This is a genomic window from Aminobacterium sp. UBA4834 (assembly GCF_002400205.1).
Lineage (GTDB): Bacteria > Synergistota > Synergistia > Synergistales > Aminobacteriaceae > Aminobacterium > Aminobacterium mobile.
Map to the genome: position 1 here is coordinate 194,333 of NZ_DHFC01000018.1, position 15,914 is coordinate 210,246.

General features: G+C 45.8%; 18 protein-coding genes and 1 tRNA gene. 1 reads left to right on the plus strand and 18 read right to left on the minus strand.

Going from position 1 to position 15,914, the window contains the following annotated elements:
* Positions 1 to 73: 73 nt before the first annotated feature.
* From B3L97_RS07470 to B3L97_RS07485, 4 genes are all read right to left on the minus strand, one after another.
* Positions 74 to 163 (minus strand) — tRNA-Ser (locus tag B3L97_RS07470).
* A gap of 58 nt (positions 164 to 221) precedes the next feature.
* On the minus strand, positions 222 to 1,316 hold the full coding sequence (locus B3L97_RS07475; protein WP_286934928.1) for a peptidylprolyl isomerase: 1,095 nt from the start codon (positions 1,314 to 1,316) through the stop codon (positions 222 to 224).
* A 103-nt stretch (positions 1,317 to 1,419) separates the two neighbouring features.
* A complete protein-coding gene (locus B3L97_RS07480) occupies positions 1,420 to 3,984 on the minus strand; it encodes a DNA polymerase (protein ID WP_286934711.1) in 2,565 nt (854 codons plus the stop codon).
* Between the two features lie 96 nt (positions 3,985 to 4,080).
* Positions 4,081 to 5,706 (minus strand): putative manganese-dependent inorganic diphosphatase, encoded by a 1,626-nt coding sequence (locus B3L97_RS07485; RefSeq protein WP_286934712.1) that lies wholly within the window; start codon positions 5,704 to 5,706, stop codon positions 4,081 to 4,083.
* 317 nt (positions 5,707 to 6,023) lie between these two features.
* Here B3L97_RS07485 and gltX point away from each other — a divergent pair, with 317 nt between their 5' ends.
* On the plus strand, positions 6,024 to 7,340 hold the full coding sequence (gltX, locus tag B3L97_RS07490) for a glutamate--tRNA ligase (RefSeq protein WP_024821987.1): 1,317 nt from the start codon (positions 6,024 to 6,026) through the stop codon (positions 7,338 to 7,340).
* A gap of 110 nt (positions 7,341 to 7,450) precedes the next feature.
* Here the strand turns inward: gltX and B3L97_RS07495 are convergent, their stop codons facing one another.
* Genes B3L97_RS07495 through B3L97_RS07560 form a run of 14 tightly spaced genes read right to left on the minus strand, consistent with a single transcriptional unit; the run spans position 7,451 to position 15,881 of the window.
* Complete coding sequence (locus B3L97_RS07495) at positions 7,451 to 8,236, minus strand: 4Fe-4S binding protein (RefSeq protein WP_286934713.1); 786 nt, start codon at positions 8,234 to 8,236, stop codon at positions 7,451 to 7,453.
* Positions 8,237 to 8,252: 16 nt separating this feature from the next.
* Positions 8,253 to 9,248: a respiratory chain complex I subunit 1 family protein gene (locus B3L97_RS07500; RefSeq protein ID WP_286934714.1), complete on the minus strand. Its 996-nt coding sequence runs from the start codon at positions 9,246 to 9,248 to the stop codon at positions 8,253 to 8,255.
* A complete protein-coding gene (locus B3L97_RS07505; protein ID WP_286934715.1) occupies positions 9,245 to 10,483 on the minus strand; it encodes a nickel-dependent hydrogenase large subunit in 1,239 nt (412 codons plus the stop codon). Before B3L97_RS07505 ends, B3L97_RS07500 begins: the two co-directional genes overlap by 4 nt.
* An 11-nt stretch (positions 10,484 to 10,494) precedes the next feature.
* A complete protein-coding gene (locus B3L97_RS07510; RefSeq protein ID WP_024821983.1) occupies positions 10,495 to 11,040 on the minus strand; it encodes an NADH-quinone oxidoreductase subunit C in 546 nt (181 codons plus the stop codon).
* Entirely contained in the window at positions 11,037 to 11,501 is a 465-nt protein-coding gene (locus tag B3L97_RS07515) for an NADH-quinone oxidoreductase subunit B family protein (protein WP_024821982.1), read from the minus strand. The genes B3L97_RS07510 and B3L97_RS07515 overlap by 4 nt, the downstream gene beginning before the upstream one ends.
* An 11-nt stretch (positions 11,502 to 11,512) precedes the next feature.
* Positions 11,513 to 11,854: a hypothetical protein gene (locus B3L97_RS07520; RefSeq protein ID WP_024821981.1), complete on the minus strand. Its 342-nt coding sequence runs from the start codon at positions 11,852 to 11,854 to the stop codon at positions 11,513 to 11,515.
* Complete coding sequence (locus B3L97_RS07525; protein ID WP_286934716.1) at positions 11,854 to 13,419, minus strand: proton-conducting transporter membrane subunit; 1,566 nt, start codon at positions 13,417 to 13,419, stop codon at positions 11,854 to 11,856. The genes B3L97_RS07520 and B3L97_RS07525 overlap by 1 nt, the downstream gene beginning before the upstream one ends.
* Positions 13,416 to 13,763, minus strand: a complete 348-nt coding sequence (locus B3L97_RS07530; protein WP_024821979.1) for a sodium:proton antiporter — start codon at positions 13,761 to 13,763, stop codon at positions 13,416 to 13,418. Before B3L97_RS07530 ends, B3L97_RS07525 begins: the two co-directional genes overlap by 4 nt.
* A complete protein-coding gene (locus B3L97_RS07535; protein WP_286934718.1) occupies positions 13,753 to 14,235 on the minus strand; it encodes an MnhB domain-containing protein in 483 nt (160 codons plus the stop codon). The genes B3L97_RS07530 and B3L97_RS07535 overlap by 11 nt, the downstream gene beginning before the upstream one ends.
* The gene (gene mbhE, locus B3L97_RS07540; RefSeq protein ID WP_024821977.1) at positions 14,232 to 14,504 is read right to left on the minus strand and encodes a hydrogen gas-evolving membrane-bound hydrogenase subunit E; all 273 of its coding nucleotides are present in this window, start codon (positions 14,502 to 14,504) and stop codon (positions 14,232 to 14,234) included. The genes B3L97_RS07535 and mbhE overlap by 4 nt, the downstream gene beginning before the upstream one ends.
* Entirely contained in the window at positions 14,501 to 14,764 is a 264-nt protein-coding gene (locus B3L97_RS07545; protein ID WP_286934719.1) for a Na(+)/H(+) antiporter subunit B, read from the minus strand. The genes mbhE and B3L97_RS07545 overlap by 4 nt, the downstream gene beginning before the upstream one ends.
* Complete coding sequence (mnhG, locus tag B3L97_RS07550) at positions 14,757 to 15,137, minus strand: monovalent cation/H(+) antiporter subunit G (protein ID WP_024821975.1); 381 nt, start codon at positions 15,135 to 15,137, stop codon at positions 14,757 to 14,759. Before mnhG ends, B3L97_RS07545 begins: the two co-directional genes overlap by 8 nt.
* Position 15,138: 1 nt before the next feature.
* Complete coding sequence (locus tag B3L97_RS07555) at positions 15,139 to 15,381, minus strand: monovalent cation/H+ antiporter complex subunit F (RefSeq protein WP_034326581.1); 243 nt, start codon at positions 15,379 to 15,381, stop codon at positions 15,139 to 15,141.
* A gap of 14 nt (positions 15,382 to 15,395) precedes the next feature.
* Positions 15,396 to 15,881, minus strand: coding sequence for a Na+/H+ antiporter subunit E (locus B3L97_RS07560; protein WP_024821973.1), 486 nt, complete (start codon positions 15,879 to 15,881; stop codon positions 15,396 to 15,398).
* Positions 15,882 to 15,914: the final 33 nt, after the last annotated feature.

Genomic DNA, 15,914 nt, shown 5'->3' on the forward strand with positions numbered 1-15,914 from the left:
GCAGAGATCGAATCCACAACCTTCTGATCCGTAGTCAGACGCTCTATCTAATTGAGCTACTGGCGCATGTATATGGCGGAGAGAGAGGGATTTGAACCCTCGGAGGCGGTAAAGCCTCACTCACTTAGCAGGCGAGCGCCTTCGACCACTCGGCCATCTCTCCTCCAATAGACTGCGGGGTCTATTCTATTAAGGGAACCCGGTTCTGTCAAGCTCTTTACTTATTTCTTATCTCCGCTCGCTGGCTCACTGGAAACTGGCTCTTGATCACCAGAAGCAACAGGTTGAGAGTTAGCTTCCGCTGGCTTAACAGCCTCTACTGGCTGTGGAAAGATGGTTGTATCAAGAATCTCAATCTTCGCTTCTTCCTTCAAACCACTAATATATTGGCGCTGTGCTTCCTGGTTTTTCTGATTTGTAAGCAACGTCTTAATATCGCCGCTCACTTCGTCGAAAGACAAAATCTTTTCTTCCACATTTTCGCGATTCAGAATAACCATATAGTCGTTACTCGCTATTTCTATAGGAGATGAAACGCCACCAATAGGAAGCTCTTTCAAAGACGCAAACTTATCTTGCAAGCCAGATTCAGCGATAAAAATAGGCTTGTCGTAAGAAATGCTTTCTTTCACATCGCCAGAAGCGGCATTTTTTAGAAGGGCATCCCATTGGGAGTTATCTTTCTTCACTGCCATACTCATGGCTGCTGCAACATCCTGATTGATAAATCGCGCAAAAACCACTTTTCGGCCTGCTGGCTGACGGAAGAAGACATTCTTCCCCTTATCATAAAATTCTCGCACATCATCTGATGTAACAACCACGGAACCAGCTGACTGTTCTATCAACTTTTGCTGAGCGAGCTGTGTTCCAATATTGGCCCTCAGGTTTTCCATCTTAATTCCACTATCGTTGAGATATTTCTGGAAAGCCTCTTTCGTGGGGAACTGAGAGCTAATCTGCTTTACAACCTCATCTATCTCCTCATCAGAAGCTTTTATTCCAGACTTCTGAACTGCTTTCGCAAGCTCATTTTGAATAACCATATTGTCGAGAACACCCTGCCGAAGAGCTGCCAAATCTTCCGACGTAACATCCTTCAGATTATTCCGATCAACGTAATCACGAACGTTGTTCTCAAGAGATGAGCGCATTATCTTTTTCCCATCTATTTGAGCTACTGGATAATCTCTCATACCCTCCTGCTGTGGAGCGGAACGACGACCGCCAAAGCCATACATACCAAAAATAGATAGAACGAAAACAACAACAATAACCAACATAATCCAGCGAACATTTTCTCTTAACGAGCGCATTATCAAAGCAAATCTGCCTCCCTTGACATAAACCGTAGCTAATAACATCTAATGCCAACGGCGTATTTTATCATAGTTTACTACTGAAAGGCTACGTAAAAACCTAGACTTCTGCTAAGGATTTCCCCCATTTTGTTTCTACTTTCAAGGGAACAGAAAGCTTTACAGCAGATTCCATGACCTCAGCCAATTCTTTCTCTATAGATTCCCGCTCTTCAGCAGGACACTCACACACAAGAGAGTCGTGTATTTGTAAAACGAGATGGACCTTCTCTTGATCTTTAAAATGACGATTAAAATTCACCATGGCTATCCGAGCTATGTCAGCAGCTGTCCCCTGAATAGGAGTGTTCACCGCTATTCTTTTAAGGGCTCCCCGATCTCGAGGATTTACCGATACCTCATCAAGGGGGCGAATGCGGCCAAACTCCGTCACAGTATACCCGCGTTTTCTCGCCGTTCTATAACTTTCCTCCACATATTCTCTTACTTTCGGGAAGGCTTTAAAGTATCGGTTAATAATATCCCCTGCCTCTTGTTGGCCTATACCTAATCGACTCGCCAAACCGTAGGAACTCATGCCGTAGAGAATTCCAAAATTAATCACTTTTGCGAAACGACGAAGTTCTGGGGTCACTAACGCAGACTCTATGTTAAATACCCATGAAGCTGTTTCTGTATGTATATCGCGCTGAGCTTCAAAAGCCGTTTTCAGCCTTTTTTCGTCGCAAAGATGGGCAAGAACCCTGAGCTCCACTTGGGAATAGTCGGCACCTACATATATATTGCCATTCGCGTGCGGGACAAGACCCTCCTTCAAACGATTCGACCAATGGCCGTAGGCGGGGAGATTCTGCAAGTTAGGATCTCTGCTGCTTAGGCGACCTGTTCCAGTAGACGTGGATTCAAAAGTTCCATGGATGAACCCTGTTTCTGGGTTTACAGCGCTCATCAAGGGATGGACAAAACCTGACTGAATTTTAGATAACTCGCGATGCTCCAGCAATAGTTTCGGTACTTCGCTTTCAGGCAGATCCATTTTAACGAGCTCTTCCAGCACAGTAACGTCTGTAGAATAGCCTGTTTTTGTCTCTTTTATAGGAGGAAGCTGCAATTTTTCAAAGAGAAGCCAGGCAACCTGTTTTGGAGAATTAAGGTTGATACGTTCATTCCCTTTGTCAGCTATTCGCTCCTCTATCTCTCCAATCCGTTCCTGTAGGTCTCTCTCCAGAGCTTCAAAGGAGTTTGTATCCAGGCCTACCCCCCAACTCTCCATCTTCCACAACACAGGAACCAAGGGAAGGTCTATCTTATCCATTACATCAACAAGACCTTCGTAACGAGCGAGCTGCTCTCCAAGTTCATTTTTAGTTTTCCAAAGCAACCCAGCCCCTTCTATCGGATCGAATATTTCCGATCCCGACCATTCCAAGGGACTATGAGCCTTCGCGTCGGGGTGCAGCAGATAATGAGCTACCTGAACATCCCATACTCTTTCCGGAGCTGGGGCATCTTCTTTCAGGAAGGCCTGCAACATTTTATAATCCGATGTAATAACATGACCATGACGAAGCCATTTTTTTAGAGGCTGAGGAACATCGGTACTTTGTACTACTCCATGCCAAAAGGCTCCGTCCTGAGAGCGAACAACGAGTCTGGCTTTTGAAAGACCTACAGGATAGCTTCCTTCAACCTGACAAAAAAGAGCCAACGTATCGCCTGCGAGGACTTCGTCCAAATTTCCCTCAACGGCATCGCCAATAATAAGCTCTTCTTGCTGAAGCTCAAGGGAGGGAGACTGTTCTTCCTTAACCCTTTGGTATATTTTTGAAAGTCCGAGGTGTTGACATAGCTCTTCGAATTTCTCGAACTGTACGTCTGTCTGCCTAAACTCCTCGGCAGTGACAGGAACATCGCACTTTAAGCGAATAAGCTCCCGACTCTTAAAGGCCTGCTCTTTCGTGTTTTCAAACTTTTTTTGTAGTCCTGGCTTCAGATCTTTCAAGTGATCGTAAATATCTTCAAGGGACACATATTGGGAGAGCAACTTTTTCGCCGTTTTCTCTCCAACTCCAGGAACCCCCGGAATATTGTCTACAGAGTCTCCCAACATGGCCAGGTAGTCTGGCATGGCGGAGGGAGGAAATCCCCATTCTGCTTCAAAATTTTTTTCGTCGTAATCTTTAAACTCGGAAACGCCCCGTATGGGCCTGATAATTCTTACGCCGGGCTGAAGAACCTGAAGAATGTCTTTATCTGAGGTCAAGGCTATAACGTCAACCCCCAGACGAGCAGCACTACATGCCGCGGAAGCTATAACATCGTCGGCCTCCACCCCATCCTTGACTACAATCCGAATCCCCATAGATTCCATGAGTTCCTGAAGGAGTGGAACTTGAACTTTATATTCTTCCGGCGTTGGTTTCCGACCCATTTTATATTCAGGGTATGCTATGTGACGGAAAGTTTTGCCAGGGGCATCGAATACAACAGCCGTCATATCCGGTTTACATTCGTCAATTGTTTTAAAGAGCATATTGACAAAACCTAAAATAGCGTTTGTAGGTGTACCATCTGGGGCATTCAATTCTGGCAAGGCATAGAACGCTCTAAATGCCAATGCATGCCCATCAACAAGAAGTATCGATCTTTTTTTCAGGGTATTCAACTCCTTCTTTTTCTACCACGTCTTTTATAATAACTCAAAGGAATGAATTATTGTTACTCTCGCCATTAATAATGAAGCACCATGGGATATCTTTTTCTACAAGGAACGAAGAGCCGATATAAGCTGGGGTATAACTTGCTTTTTTCTCGAAACCACATGGGGAAGAAAGAAACTCTCCCCCGCAATAGGGATACCGAAAGCCCTGGAAAGGACCTCCACATGACTTCCTACGTACAAAAACTCTGATCCTTCGTTAAGGACATCAGTCAACATTAATAGAAGGATGTCGTAGTCCCCCTCTACCTGGAGCTCTTGCATAAAAGCGATGATGTCGTCCTTTAAGGAGCCCAGTTTTGTGTTATATATATTCACTTGACTTACGCCAATTTTATAATCCCCTACCGGGAAACTCTTGAAGTCTGTATAAAAAATTTCTTTCGCTGTCTTTCCCTCAAGAGATGTTCCCGCCACAAACATGGACCGAGCAAAATCCTCGAGTTCAATACCAGCGATTTGAGCAAGTTCCTGAGCTGAACGAACATCCTCAGAAGTACAGGTGGGGGATTTAAACATCAACGTATCAGATAGGATGGCAGCACACATAAGACCTGCAATATTTGGGAGGATAGGGATGTTATTTTCTTTATACAAATTATAGATAATAGTGGCAGTACACCCTACCGGACGATTTACAAAAATGATAGGCTGTGCTGTCTCTATACTGCCTATTCTATGATGATCTATAATTTCTAATATTTGCGCTTGCTCAAGCCCCTCTACAGATTGAGCTGTTTCGTTATGATCTACAAGAACAACATTTTTTCCGACAAACTCCAATATATGCCGGCGGGCAAGCATCCCAACCGTTTTCTTGTTGCTCAGCACGGGAAAGTAACGATATTTATATTTCAACAGAGCCTCTTTTACGTCATCAACGTAGTCATCAATATTAAAAGTCACTAACCCCTTAGTTTTTGCTACATAATGAACAGGAACGCTCAAATTTAAAAGCTTGGCGGCTGTAAAGGTATCGTGAGGCACTTTTACAAGATTCACGTTATTCGCCCGAGCCAGCTCCAAAACCTCTTCCGTCACGAGAGCATCGCCTGTCAAGACAAGAGTATTGACCCCTTTTTGGAGAGCTAGTAATTGCACATCCTTTCGGCTCCCCACTATAATCAGGCTCCCTTTTATCAAGCGAGTCTCCACATCCTCAATTTTCATGGCCGCTACGGAAACGTTGCCACAAAAATTATTGCCGGAATCATAGATTACTTCGCCACTGAGGGTTTCCACTATATTTTGTAAAGGGACATTGAACTCTGAGAAATCGTGAGAAATTTCCAGGCTTGCCTTCGCTATATCCCCTAACGTTACGAGCCCCACGAAGGAAAAATCTTCATCCACGATATTAACTGTCTTTATATTATTCTCCATCATAATATGCCATACTTCCGACAACGGAGCGCTCTCTCTTATATTCAAAGGAGTGTCGTAGGCTATATCAGAAAGCTGGGCATAAACATTCTCTAAAAGAGCCGGGACCGGCATGTTAAAGTGATTGAGAACAAATCGGGTTTCATTATTAATAGGTCCAAGCCTCACTGGTTCATAGCAGCTCTCTTGAGAAGTGAGTGTATTTTTATAATAGCTATACGCTATGGCGGAACAGATAGAGTCTGTATCGGGGTTTTGATGCCCCAACACATAAATCGGTTTCATCGTACGAAAGCCCCCTGCATAAATATTTCTTTCGAATAATCATCTGTAATCGTACTTTCTTATAGTTATAATACCTTATAATCCAAATAACTTTCATGGAAATTAGAAGGAGCTTTATAGAGATGAAGCAAGACTGCTAAAGAGAGATGCCGACCTCATGGAGACATCGTCGGCGGCATTAGGCGTCTTCGGCGACACGTAGCGACACTACTAAAGAAAGATACCAACCTTATGGCATGCTTCTCTCCCCTATTTCATTCCAGAACATGTATAATAGCTGCGTTAATGGACATTAGACACAAGGAGGAATCCTGAAAATGGATAAAGAGGTTCGTGTCCGTTTTGCCCCCAGCCCTACTGGAGCACTCCATATAGGAGGGGGACATACGGCATTGTTTAACTGGCTCTGGGCCAGACATACAGGAGGAAAATTCATTCTCCGTATCGAAGATACTGACCGAGAACGTTCCACGAAAGAGTATGAAGATACTATTATGGCTGGAATGAAATGGCTCGGCCTCGATTGGGACGAAGGCCCAGATATTGGAGGGCCCTGTGGACCTTATCGGCAATCGGAACGCCTTGAAATATACAATAAATATGCCCAGCAACTTCTCGATGAAGGGAAAGCATACACTGATGGCCCGGCTGTTATTTATAAAGTCCCAGAGGGTTTAACTCTCACATTTAACGATATTGTATATGGTCATATTGAAGTGAGAAGTGAAACTCTAAAAGATATTGTCATGATAAAAAGTGACGGCATGCCCACCTATAACTACGCTGTTGTTGTTGACGACTATACTATGGGCATTAATTATGTCATTCGCGGAGAAGATCATATCTCTAACACTCCCAAGCAGCTTCTTATCTATAAGGCTCTTGGATGGGAAGAACCTCAGTTTGCACACCTCCCTATGATTTTGGGAAAAGACAAGAAAAAACTCTCTAAACGCCATGGCGCCACAAGTGTTTATGAGTACAGAGACATGGGATATATGCCTAACTCCGTCTTCAATTTTCTTGCTCTTCTTGGGTGGTCTGTAGGCGACGATAAAGAGGTTTTCTCTCGACAAGAAGCTATAGACGCCTTTGATCTCTCACGAGTGAACAAACGGGCCGCTGTTTTTGATATGGATAAGCTGAACTTTATTAATCAGGAACATCTTAAAGAGCTGGATCCCATGGTACGCCTCGAAATGGTGGAACCTTTCTGGCGAGAGGCTGGATTGCCAGTGGATAGCCATGACAAGAAATACCTCGCTGAAGCCCTGGAACTTATGGGGGGGCGGGGCCGCACCACAAAAGAGCTTGCTGAGTATTCCGATTATTTTGTTTCCTTCGAGCCTGTAAAAGCTCGTTATGATGGAAGCGATCTTACGGAAGAGCATAAGGCACTTCTTAAAGTTTTTTATAGCGATCTTCTTACCTTAGAACCATGGACAGATGAAGCTATGGAAGAATTTGCCAGGAAATGGTCTGAAGAGAAAAACGTAAAGATGAAGATTTTGGCTATGCCCTTACGATGGGTTCTCACTGGCGTAAAGGTGAGCCCCGGCATTTTCGAGGTAGCCCGGCATCTTGGGAAAGACGAGGTCCAGCGACGCCTCGCTCACTACGATCTCGTAGAATAGAATATAGACCATAAAGAAAGGGACTCTCTTTTGCAAAGCTGTACAGCATCCTAAAAGCTGGGGGGAAATCCAGCGTTTGGAGATGCACTTTAAGCAGAGCCCCTTTCTGTTTATTTATTATTGTTGCTATTATGATTGTTATTCTTTCTTTTTCTTTTCTTCTTACTGTCCTTATTTTCAAAAGAAGCCCCAGACCGAATATCCTGTTTTTTGCCCTTCGGAGAAAGTTCTTCCTTCGCAGAAGGTGTAGGTGGATCTTCTTCCAGTAATTCTTCAGGCCGTTCCGGCTGGCCTTGCCCTGATTGCTCCAATTGTTTTGGCGGCATAGACTGTTCCTGCCGGGCTGATTCTGGCAATTCTGGCTGCTTCGATTGAGATGGCTGTTCTGGCTGTTCTGGCTGTTCTGGCTGTTCCTGCTGCTTCGATTGCTTCGCTTCTTCCCGCTGATCTGCCTGCCTTTTTTCAGCCTCAACCTTCTCTTCCTTCTGAGGCGAGCCGGAATCCACTACTATTTGTTCTTTTCGATCGTATGAAGAGATTAAGAACTCCCTCGACATAGACAGACATTTTACCGGACAAATTTCCGTACATTGAGCGCAAAAACAACAACGGTCAGTATGTATCTGTATTTTTTTCTCGTCTGGTAAAAACTCGGTGGCATTTGCCGGGCATACTCGCACACAAAGCCTGCACCCGATACAACGAGCTTTATCGTAGTCCAGCCGACCTCTAAAATACCCTTTCGGCTCTATTGGTGGATGGATGGAGACCTTCCCCGTCTCTACTTCTTTCATAGTTTCTGAAAGAGAATCTGGCATAGACGAGAGGGGGAAGGGGTTCGTAAAAATACGATCGACCCATTGCCGCAAAAGTTGTAAAGACATTCTGTTCAACATAAAATGGCTCCCTCCCCTAAAGTATCACGTCAATGGACACAAGAACCATTCCTGCCAAAGACAACCCCGCTACATTTATCCAATAAAATCGTGAAGCCTGCCATATTTTGAGCCGTCCGAAAGCTGTGCGAATAAAGGTGACTCCCAAAACCTGGACAACGAAAACCTTTACCCAGAAACACAGGAAATCCACAATGAAAAGGGTGGGACCAGAGAGATTCACAAGACGCCCCACAGACCATGGCAAGAACAGAGATACAATAATAGCCGACAATGCCAATGCTCTTAAAGCAAAGGTTATTTTGAGCAATGCCAAATTCGTTCCGGAATATTCAATAATAAGCCCTTCCAATATTTCAGTTTTCGCTTCCGGAATGTCCATGAAACCCTTGCCTGTTTCGCCAGGCACAACCAGTGTCAAGGCAACAAGCAGACAGAGGAGGCCCAGCAAGCCCATCTTCCCTACAATTCCCCACATGGGCACTCCTATAAACGTTTCCAAGCTAAATGGCTGACCAGGGACCCCATGTTTATACGCAACCCATGCCATGGTTGTCGCCACTACTGCCAAGGGAAGCTCGTAGCTCATCATGAGGATCATTTCGCGTTGAGCCCCTACGTTAGCTATAGGGTTTCCACTGGCGAAGCCGCCTACGGCCATGGCAACTCCCGAAAGACTGAGAAGATAGATAACGAGGATCATATCCCCTTCTGTTCCCAGGATAGGAGGCAGCGAACCTATAGGAATGTAAAGAAATATCAGTAACATAGTAGCCACGGCAAACCACGGTGCGCCGTTAAAAGCCCACTTCACCGCTCTGCGTGGAACGATGTTCTCTTTTCCCAGCAACTTCAAAATATCGTAAAAAGGCTGAAAGAGGGGCGGCCCCCAGCGACGTTGCATACGAGCATGAATCACTCGGTCTGCTCCATCAAATAAAATGGCTACCACCGAAACGAGCAACATGAGAGCCATGCCTGCTACAAGCTTCATAACAAAGTTGATAATCATGCCATCCTCAGCCTCCTCGTCTTATCTCTGCACATTTCCAAAAGCTGATTTTTCGAGTAGACCTGTCCCGCCTTATGACTACAACCAGTTACAAGGGTCCGTTCCATGCAGGAAATACAAGGATCGACACTATTGATAATGAGAGGAGCATCGGCTAATTCATTACCTCGGAACATGAGAGGCCATGAGACGGCATTAGCGTAGGTAGGAGCTCGAACTTTCCACCAAAAAACATGCTCATCTCCGCCTTTAAGGCTGATAACGTGGGTATCATCACCACGAGGAGCTTCGATGCAACTCCAGCCAATACCATCCGCCGCTTTCAAAATATTGAGGACTTTTACTAAGTTCTTCTCAAAAACAATATCTCCCTCAGGGAGTCCGTCAATAATTTTTTCTATAATGTCCAAAGATTGGTAGAGCTCCAGCACTCGAACAAGGAAACGATCAAAAACATCTCCATGAACTTCTCCAAAATAATCTTGAGGAACGATAGGCACCACATCTAGATCTGCGTATGCTTCGTAGGGGGCAGACCAACGAAGGTCACATCTGACACCACTGGCTCGAGCGGTAGGGCCTAGCGCACAGTAGCGCATAGCTTCTTCGTATGTAAGAACCCCCACATGTCTCATACGTGCCTTAGCCACAGGGTCTTCTGTTACTACATCGTAAAAAGCCCCAAGTTCATTGCGGTAGTATGCCACCATCTCCTTTATTACTTTTACCACGTCGGGCGTTATGTCCCAACGTACCCCCCCTACCGTCCCTACCCCATAGTTCACTCTATTTCCGGTGTAACACTCTAAAACATCCATGACCTTCTCTCTCAAAAGCATTCCTAAATGGAAGGCCGAGTCGAAACCTATGGAATAACAGGCCACTCCAGCCCATAATGTGTGGGAGTGGATTCTTTCAAGTTCAAGAACAAGAGAGCGAATATATTGAGCTCTTGGAGGAACTTGTATGTTCGCCGCGTCTTCCACCGCTCTAAGAAAAGCCGTTATATGGCTGAAAGAACAGATGCCACAAATCCTCTCAGCGAGATATATTACCTGAATGGGGTTTCGGTCTCTTGCCATATATTCAATGCCACGATGAATGGCCCCCGGCCGAACCCGGGCGTCTATAATTTTTTCTCCATCAAGATCAAGCCAGGCCGTGATCGGTTCTTTTAATCCCACATGCACTGGTCCGATAGGTACTTTATATGTATGGACTTTCTCCTTCGCCATGATTTATCCTCCTACGAGAGCTCACGAATATCTTCAGGCTGTGGTCCCGTTTCATCTCGACGCCACGGTTTAATAGATTCATCCCAATCTTCAGGTAAAAAGATCAAGGCCTTATTCTGAAGACCGTCGAAATCAACGCCGAGCATTTCTCGCATCTCCCGCTCGCTATATTCCACTCCAGGAATTTGGTTGTATAAAGATGGCATGGTGAGATCATTTTTAGGAACAGACACGCTCACTGTTACGCCGAGGCGTTTTCCACGGCCCGCACTGCGGAAAAGAGTGAAATGATAGTTCAAAGTGATGACATCACCATCATCGTTGCCAGAGATGATATGGAAATGCAGGAAGTCGAATGTAAAAAGAGTTTCAACAAGATCAAGGAACTTATCACGATCAATGGCAAGCCATAACTGCGAAAAAGAGAGGGCCTGATCTTTCCCTGCCCGATGTTCCCGCACATCTACAACCACACCGTCGCCGAAGTTTTTTCGAAGAGAGGCTACAACCTCTTCAGTTGTTATGCTATTTTGCACGTAATCATGAGGGATCTTCATGGTTTTTCCACACCTGCCTTCAGCAACTCTTCACGCTTCGCCTCAAGCTTTAAAACAGCTTTTGTCACACCTTCAATAATGGCTTCCGGGCGAGGCGGACATCCGTGAACATACACATCTACGGGAAGAACATTATCCACGGGGCCTTCAAGGTTATAGGATTTATAGAAAACGTCCCCTGACGCACCGCAGTTGCCCACCACTATAACCACTTTCGGGTCGGGCATCTGGTGATAAATTCGAAGCAAGCGATCTTTCATGTACTTTGTAACAGGACCAGTTACAAGCAAAACGTCGGCATGGCGCGGCGTTCCCACCAGCTTCATGCCGAAACGCTCTATATCGTAACGTGGACTAATGGTCGCCACTATCTCTATATCACAGCCATTACATGAACCTGAGTTGCAGGTCATAACCCACAGAGATTTAGGCAGTACTTCCAGATATTTATCCAGCCTCATTTTCCCGCCTCCTACACTATGAGGATCAACGCAGCAATCACAGCAGCTGTTATTACAAAGTACCCTACATAGTCTCTCATGTGACCACTGTGAATGTTCGTTAAAATCGAATAATAGGATTCAAGAGCTTTCCTAAATCCCCAATAGGCAGAACTTGCCGGTACCGTAATCTCAGATCCGTCTTCCGGAACTGGGTTCCCGGACCAATAAATCTCATCTTGTTCCGTTCCTTCTTTATAATCCCGCCTTCCAAGAGAGCGAAGCCAAAGGGCGAAGAAAGACGCGATTAAGAAGAAGATGAGCCAAGAGATCACGTCCCAGTATCCAAATCCTGAATAGACTTTACTCCACACTATAGCCCACCTCCCATAATAGCGCCTATATACCCGCTCTGATCCACCAAGGCTTTCGCTGCCGGTTCAACCAAGTTGGAGAGTACCCAGGACGGGAAGAGAGAAAGCCCAAGAATAACGATGGTCAAGAGAGCCATGCCCATAAGCATACTCGCAGGCACTTCAGAAACCGAAGCATAACATTTTTTCTCCGGTCCCAGGAAGGCAGTTTGAAAGACCTTAACAAAAGAAGCAAGAGTAAGGACAGACGTTACAAGAGCCGCTACGGCAAGGAAAGGATGGAGCGCAAATGTTGACTCGTAGATCAGCAACTTTGACACAAAACCGTTGAAGGGCGGTAGGCCCGAAATCGCTGCCGCCGCTATAACAAACATGAAGGTGGTATAGGGCATCCGCCTGGCCAAGCCCCCAAGTTTATCCAAATCTCGGGTTCCCGTAGCGTAATAAAGAGATCCGGCGGTAAGGAAGAGCAATCCTTTATACATTGTGTAGTTGAAGATGTGGTAGATGCCACCCTTCATTGCCATAAAACCGTAGTCTGCCATAGTCTGGGGATTGCCGAGAGATAATAAGCCCACACCGAGAGCCAGAAGCATGTACCCTACCTGGGAAATGGAATGATATCCCATAAGTCGCTTGACTTCGTGTTGTACCACAGCCATGGAGACCCCAAAGAACATGGACGCCATTCCGAGAACAATAATGACCCACGGTACAAAAGAGCTTCCCATGGTGGTTCCATAGAGGGTATAACAAACACGCATCAATCCATAGAGAGAGGCCTGGCTCACCGCCACTAAAAGGCACGTTACGCCTGCCGGAGCCTCCGCATATGCGTCTGGCATCCACATATGCATGGGGAAGGCACCACACTTCATGGCTAAGGCTACAACGAGAAAAGCCAGAACTAATTTTTCCACCACTCCAAGATGGAGCATACTAGCGATACCAGCCATATTAAGGGCATTGTAACGACCATAAAGAGAGCCTATGGCGATGAGAACCATCATAGCGGAAAGCTGGGATACTAACATATATTTAAAGCTGGCTTCCACTGATTCCGGACGGTCTCTCCAAAAAGCCACCAAGCCAAAGGATGCCACTGACGATATCTCCAAAAAGACAAAGAAGTTGAAGAGGTCGCCGGTAACCATCATCCCGAGCATTCCTGCTGTTTGAAGGAAATAAAGAGATGTAAAACGGCTCAGGCCAGAGAAGCGATCCATGAAATGGATCGAGTACATAGCCCCCGCAAAAGAGGCAATAGACCCGGCAAGGGCCATGAAGGCGCTGAAAGCATCTATCTCCAGAATAATTCTAACTGGGTAGGCCATTCCGGAAGGTAAGGCCAACGCAGCCGTCTCAGCACCCATGACGTATACCAGAACGCCATTAACCGTTACAGTCCTCCAAATCAGGAAAGCCACGATCATTGTGATAAACGAAATACTGACCATCCAAACGTTCCGCAGGGTCTTCCCGCCTAAAGAAAACAGAGGCGTTGCAAAGGCTCCAAGAAGGGGAATGGCCAGGATCATTGCTGGAAGGTGTTCTTGCCAACTCATCCTCGCAACCTCCGTATCTCGTCAATATTCAACGTCCCATAATGGCGATATAACAGCATGATCAAAGAGAGCATCAACGCCGTTGTCGCCAAGGCAATAACAATTGCTGTCAACGTAAGAGCCTGAGGTGTAGGAAGAACCATAACGCCCTCACCTGCTGCTAAAAACCTCACAGGAACTGTGCCACCAGTGCGGTATCCCAAAACTATAAGGAACATATTCGTTGCTGATTCAATAATGCTTATACCGATAGCAATTTTCACAAGGTTCTTCTCCGTCAGCACGGCTATCAGACCCATAAGGAAGAGAACTCCTACTATGAGGAATGGGGCATTACCGATCATGGCCGCTCTCCTCTCCTATCTCGTAGTTATCGAACAGGTGAATTCCTTTAAACATGTAGACGAGAATCAAGGAAAGCCCTCCTGTCACCTCTATACCTACAGCTATATCCATTAAGGCAATAGTTCCCGAAGGAGGGATAATGCAGTGTCCGCTCTTCGCAACTTCAGCAGCGGGAATCGCTACAAAGTTATAAAAGAAGGAGGCGGGCATTCCCATAAATCCCAACACTAAAAAACACAAGAGGCCGAAGCCAAGCATAGCATTGTAAACGCTCTCCTGAAGCCAGAGTTTAAGTGTATTCCAGCCATAAGCCACGAGTAAAAACGCAAGGAATGTGGCCACCACAGCTCCTCCCTGGAATCCGCCCCCAGGCGTTACATCACCATGTATGATAACGTACGCACCGAAGATCACCATAAACCAGGCGAATAAATCACATCCAGTCCGAACAACAACAGAGAGAGGCTTCATTTCTTTTTGCCCCCTTCCCTGAACAAGGCGGTAACTGAGCACACAGCTGTAAAAAGAACGGCTGCTTCTCCGATAGTATCAAAGCCTCGAAAATCGAAGACTATGGAGGTAACCACGTTCTCGGCCGATCGATCAACAAGAGCATGGTCAATAAAATAATTGTCCATAGCCACCTGTCCTGGATCACCGAAGGGATGGATGGAATCCAGGCCTCCCCAAACAAGCCCGCCGAGAATCAATGCCGCAACTATAAAAAGAGTTTTTTTCACCGGATGTCACCTCCGGTTTCGCTCCGCGCTTTTCCGCACCCTCTCAATGCAATGATATAAATTGCCGTATTCAGGCCGGCACCAATAGCCGCTTCGGCAATGGCCACATCTGGCGCATGCAGAAGATAAAACTCTACAGCCATGACCAGACTAAAAACGCCTAAAGAGATGACAGAAGAGAGAAGATCTCGAAACCATACGGCGAAAAAAGCGGATAAAGTGAGCAGTACAAGGACGGCAAGATGGAAAATCTCACTCACTGACAACACCACCTTTACGTTCTTCTTCTTCCGCAAGACGATCAACCACTGCCATTTTGGGGACAATTCCACTTCTGTGCGCAGCCCGGGCAATGGCATGGGCTCCTGTAGCATTCGTTATGAGCAGAACCATCACCGCCACTACGGCGTGGATGATCAAAACTGTAAACCGACTCCCCCCACCTTGGTGTATACGGAAAGCAGCATACGCTATAACGGCCAACGACGTAAAAATGCTTCCAAAGGTCGTGCACTTCGTCGCTCCATGAAGTCTCGTATATACATCTGGAAATCTATAGAGCGAAATAGCCCCTAGCGTATTAAAAAAAAGCCCGATAGTAATAAAAATTCCAACGAGGTATTTCTCCAGCACACTACATCCCTCCTTCTATGAAACGGGCAATAAACATCGTTCCCACGAAGGAAAGAGCTGCATAAACGATGGCCACATCTATCATTACTACTGAATCGAAAACAGCTGACAGCAAGATCATAATGGCCACAACGAGAGTGTTCACCGTATCGAGGGCAACAGCTCTGTCTGGAATCGTCGGACCAGCGATAAGACGACCGAAAATAACAATAGCAAGAATTCCGAGCACCATAGCTCCCCACATTAATAGCTGGATACTCAATCCGCCAACCTCCTTGCCCACCGAGCGAAAGAACCGTACACTTGTTCCTCCTCTGGAGAAACATCCAATACATTAATCCAATGGATGTAATAAGCCCCATCATCATCTACATCCACCGTTAATGTTCCTGGAGTTAACGTTATGGAATCAGCCAGAATGGTTTTGGCCACGTCGCTCTTCAGCCCTGGGTTTAGTTTCACGATCCCGGGATGTATATCTCCTGTTATAACTCGAGTCGCCACGTCGATATTAGCCTTAATGAGCCCTATGGCAAAAGGAACTAAAAGATAATAAAGAAAGGTTAACCATTTTAGAGGATTCAGCGCTTTAAAACTGAGCGGCTTAGAAGGGCTCCACGTGTGAGACGCAAAAGCGAGGATCGTCGCCAGAATCGCACCAATCCCTATCTCAACTAAACTAATGCTTCCACCAGACCACACGAGCAGCAAATACATCAGAAAGGAAGCTATAAAAATAAACACCTATGACAACCCCCCTTTTACTCGATGGAGAAC

Excerpts from the sequence above, each read along its gene's own strand:
- B3L97_RS07475 (WP_286934928.1), bottom strand. The coding sequence starts at position 1,316 with ATGCGCTCGTTAAGAGAAAATGTTCGCTGGATTATGTTGGTTATTGTT.
- B3L97_RS07485 (WP_286934712.1), bottom strand. The coding sequence starts at position 5,706 with ATGAAACCGATTTATGTGTTGGGGCATCAAAACCCCGATACAGACTCT.
- gltX (WP_024821987.1), top strand. The coding sequence starts at position 6,024 with ATGGATAAAGAGGTTCGTGTCCGTTTTGCCCCCAGCCCTACTGGAGCA.
- B3L97_RS07495 (WP_286934713.1), bottom strand. The coding sequence starts at position 8,236 with ATGTTGAACAGAATGTCTTTACAACTTTTGCGGCAATGGGTCGATCGT.
- B3L97_RS07500 (WP_286934714.1), bottom strand. The coding sequence starts at position 9,248 with ATGATTATCAACTTTGTTATGAAGCTTGTAGCAGGCATGGCTCTCATG.
- B3L97_RS07505 (WP_286934715.1), bottom strand. The coding sequence starts at position 10,483 with ATGGCGAAGGAGAAAGTCCATACATATAAAGTACCTATCGGACCAGTG.
- B3L97_RS07510 (WP_024821983.1), bottom strand. The coding sequence starts at position 11,040 with ATGAAGATCCCTCATGATTACGTGCAAAATAGCATAACAACTGAAGAG.
- B3L97_RS07515 (WP_024821982.1), bottom strand. The coding sequence starts at position 11,501 with ATGAGGCTGGATAAATATCTGGAAGTACTGCCTAAATCTCTGTGGGTT.
- B3L97_RS07525 (WP_286934716.1), bottom strand. The coding sequence starts at position 13,419 with ATGAGTTGGCAAGAACACCTTCCAGCAATGATCCTGGCCATTCCCCTT.
- B3L97_RS07530 (WP_024821979.1), bottom strand. The coding sequence starts at position 13,763 with ATGATCGGTAATGCCCCATTCCTCATAGTAGGAGTTCTCTTCCTTATG.
- B3L97_RS07535 (WP_286934718.1), bottom strand. The coding sequence starts at position 14,235 with ATGAAGCCTCTCTCTGTTGTTGTTCGGACTGGATGTGATTTATTCGCC.
- B3L97_RS07555 (WP_034326581.1), bottom strand. The coding sequence starts at position 15,381 with ATGTGGGGAGCTATGGTGCTCGGAATTCTTGCTATTGTTATTTTCGGT.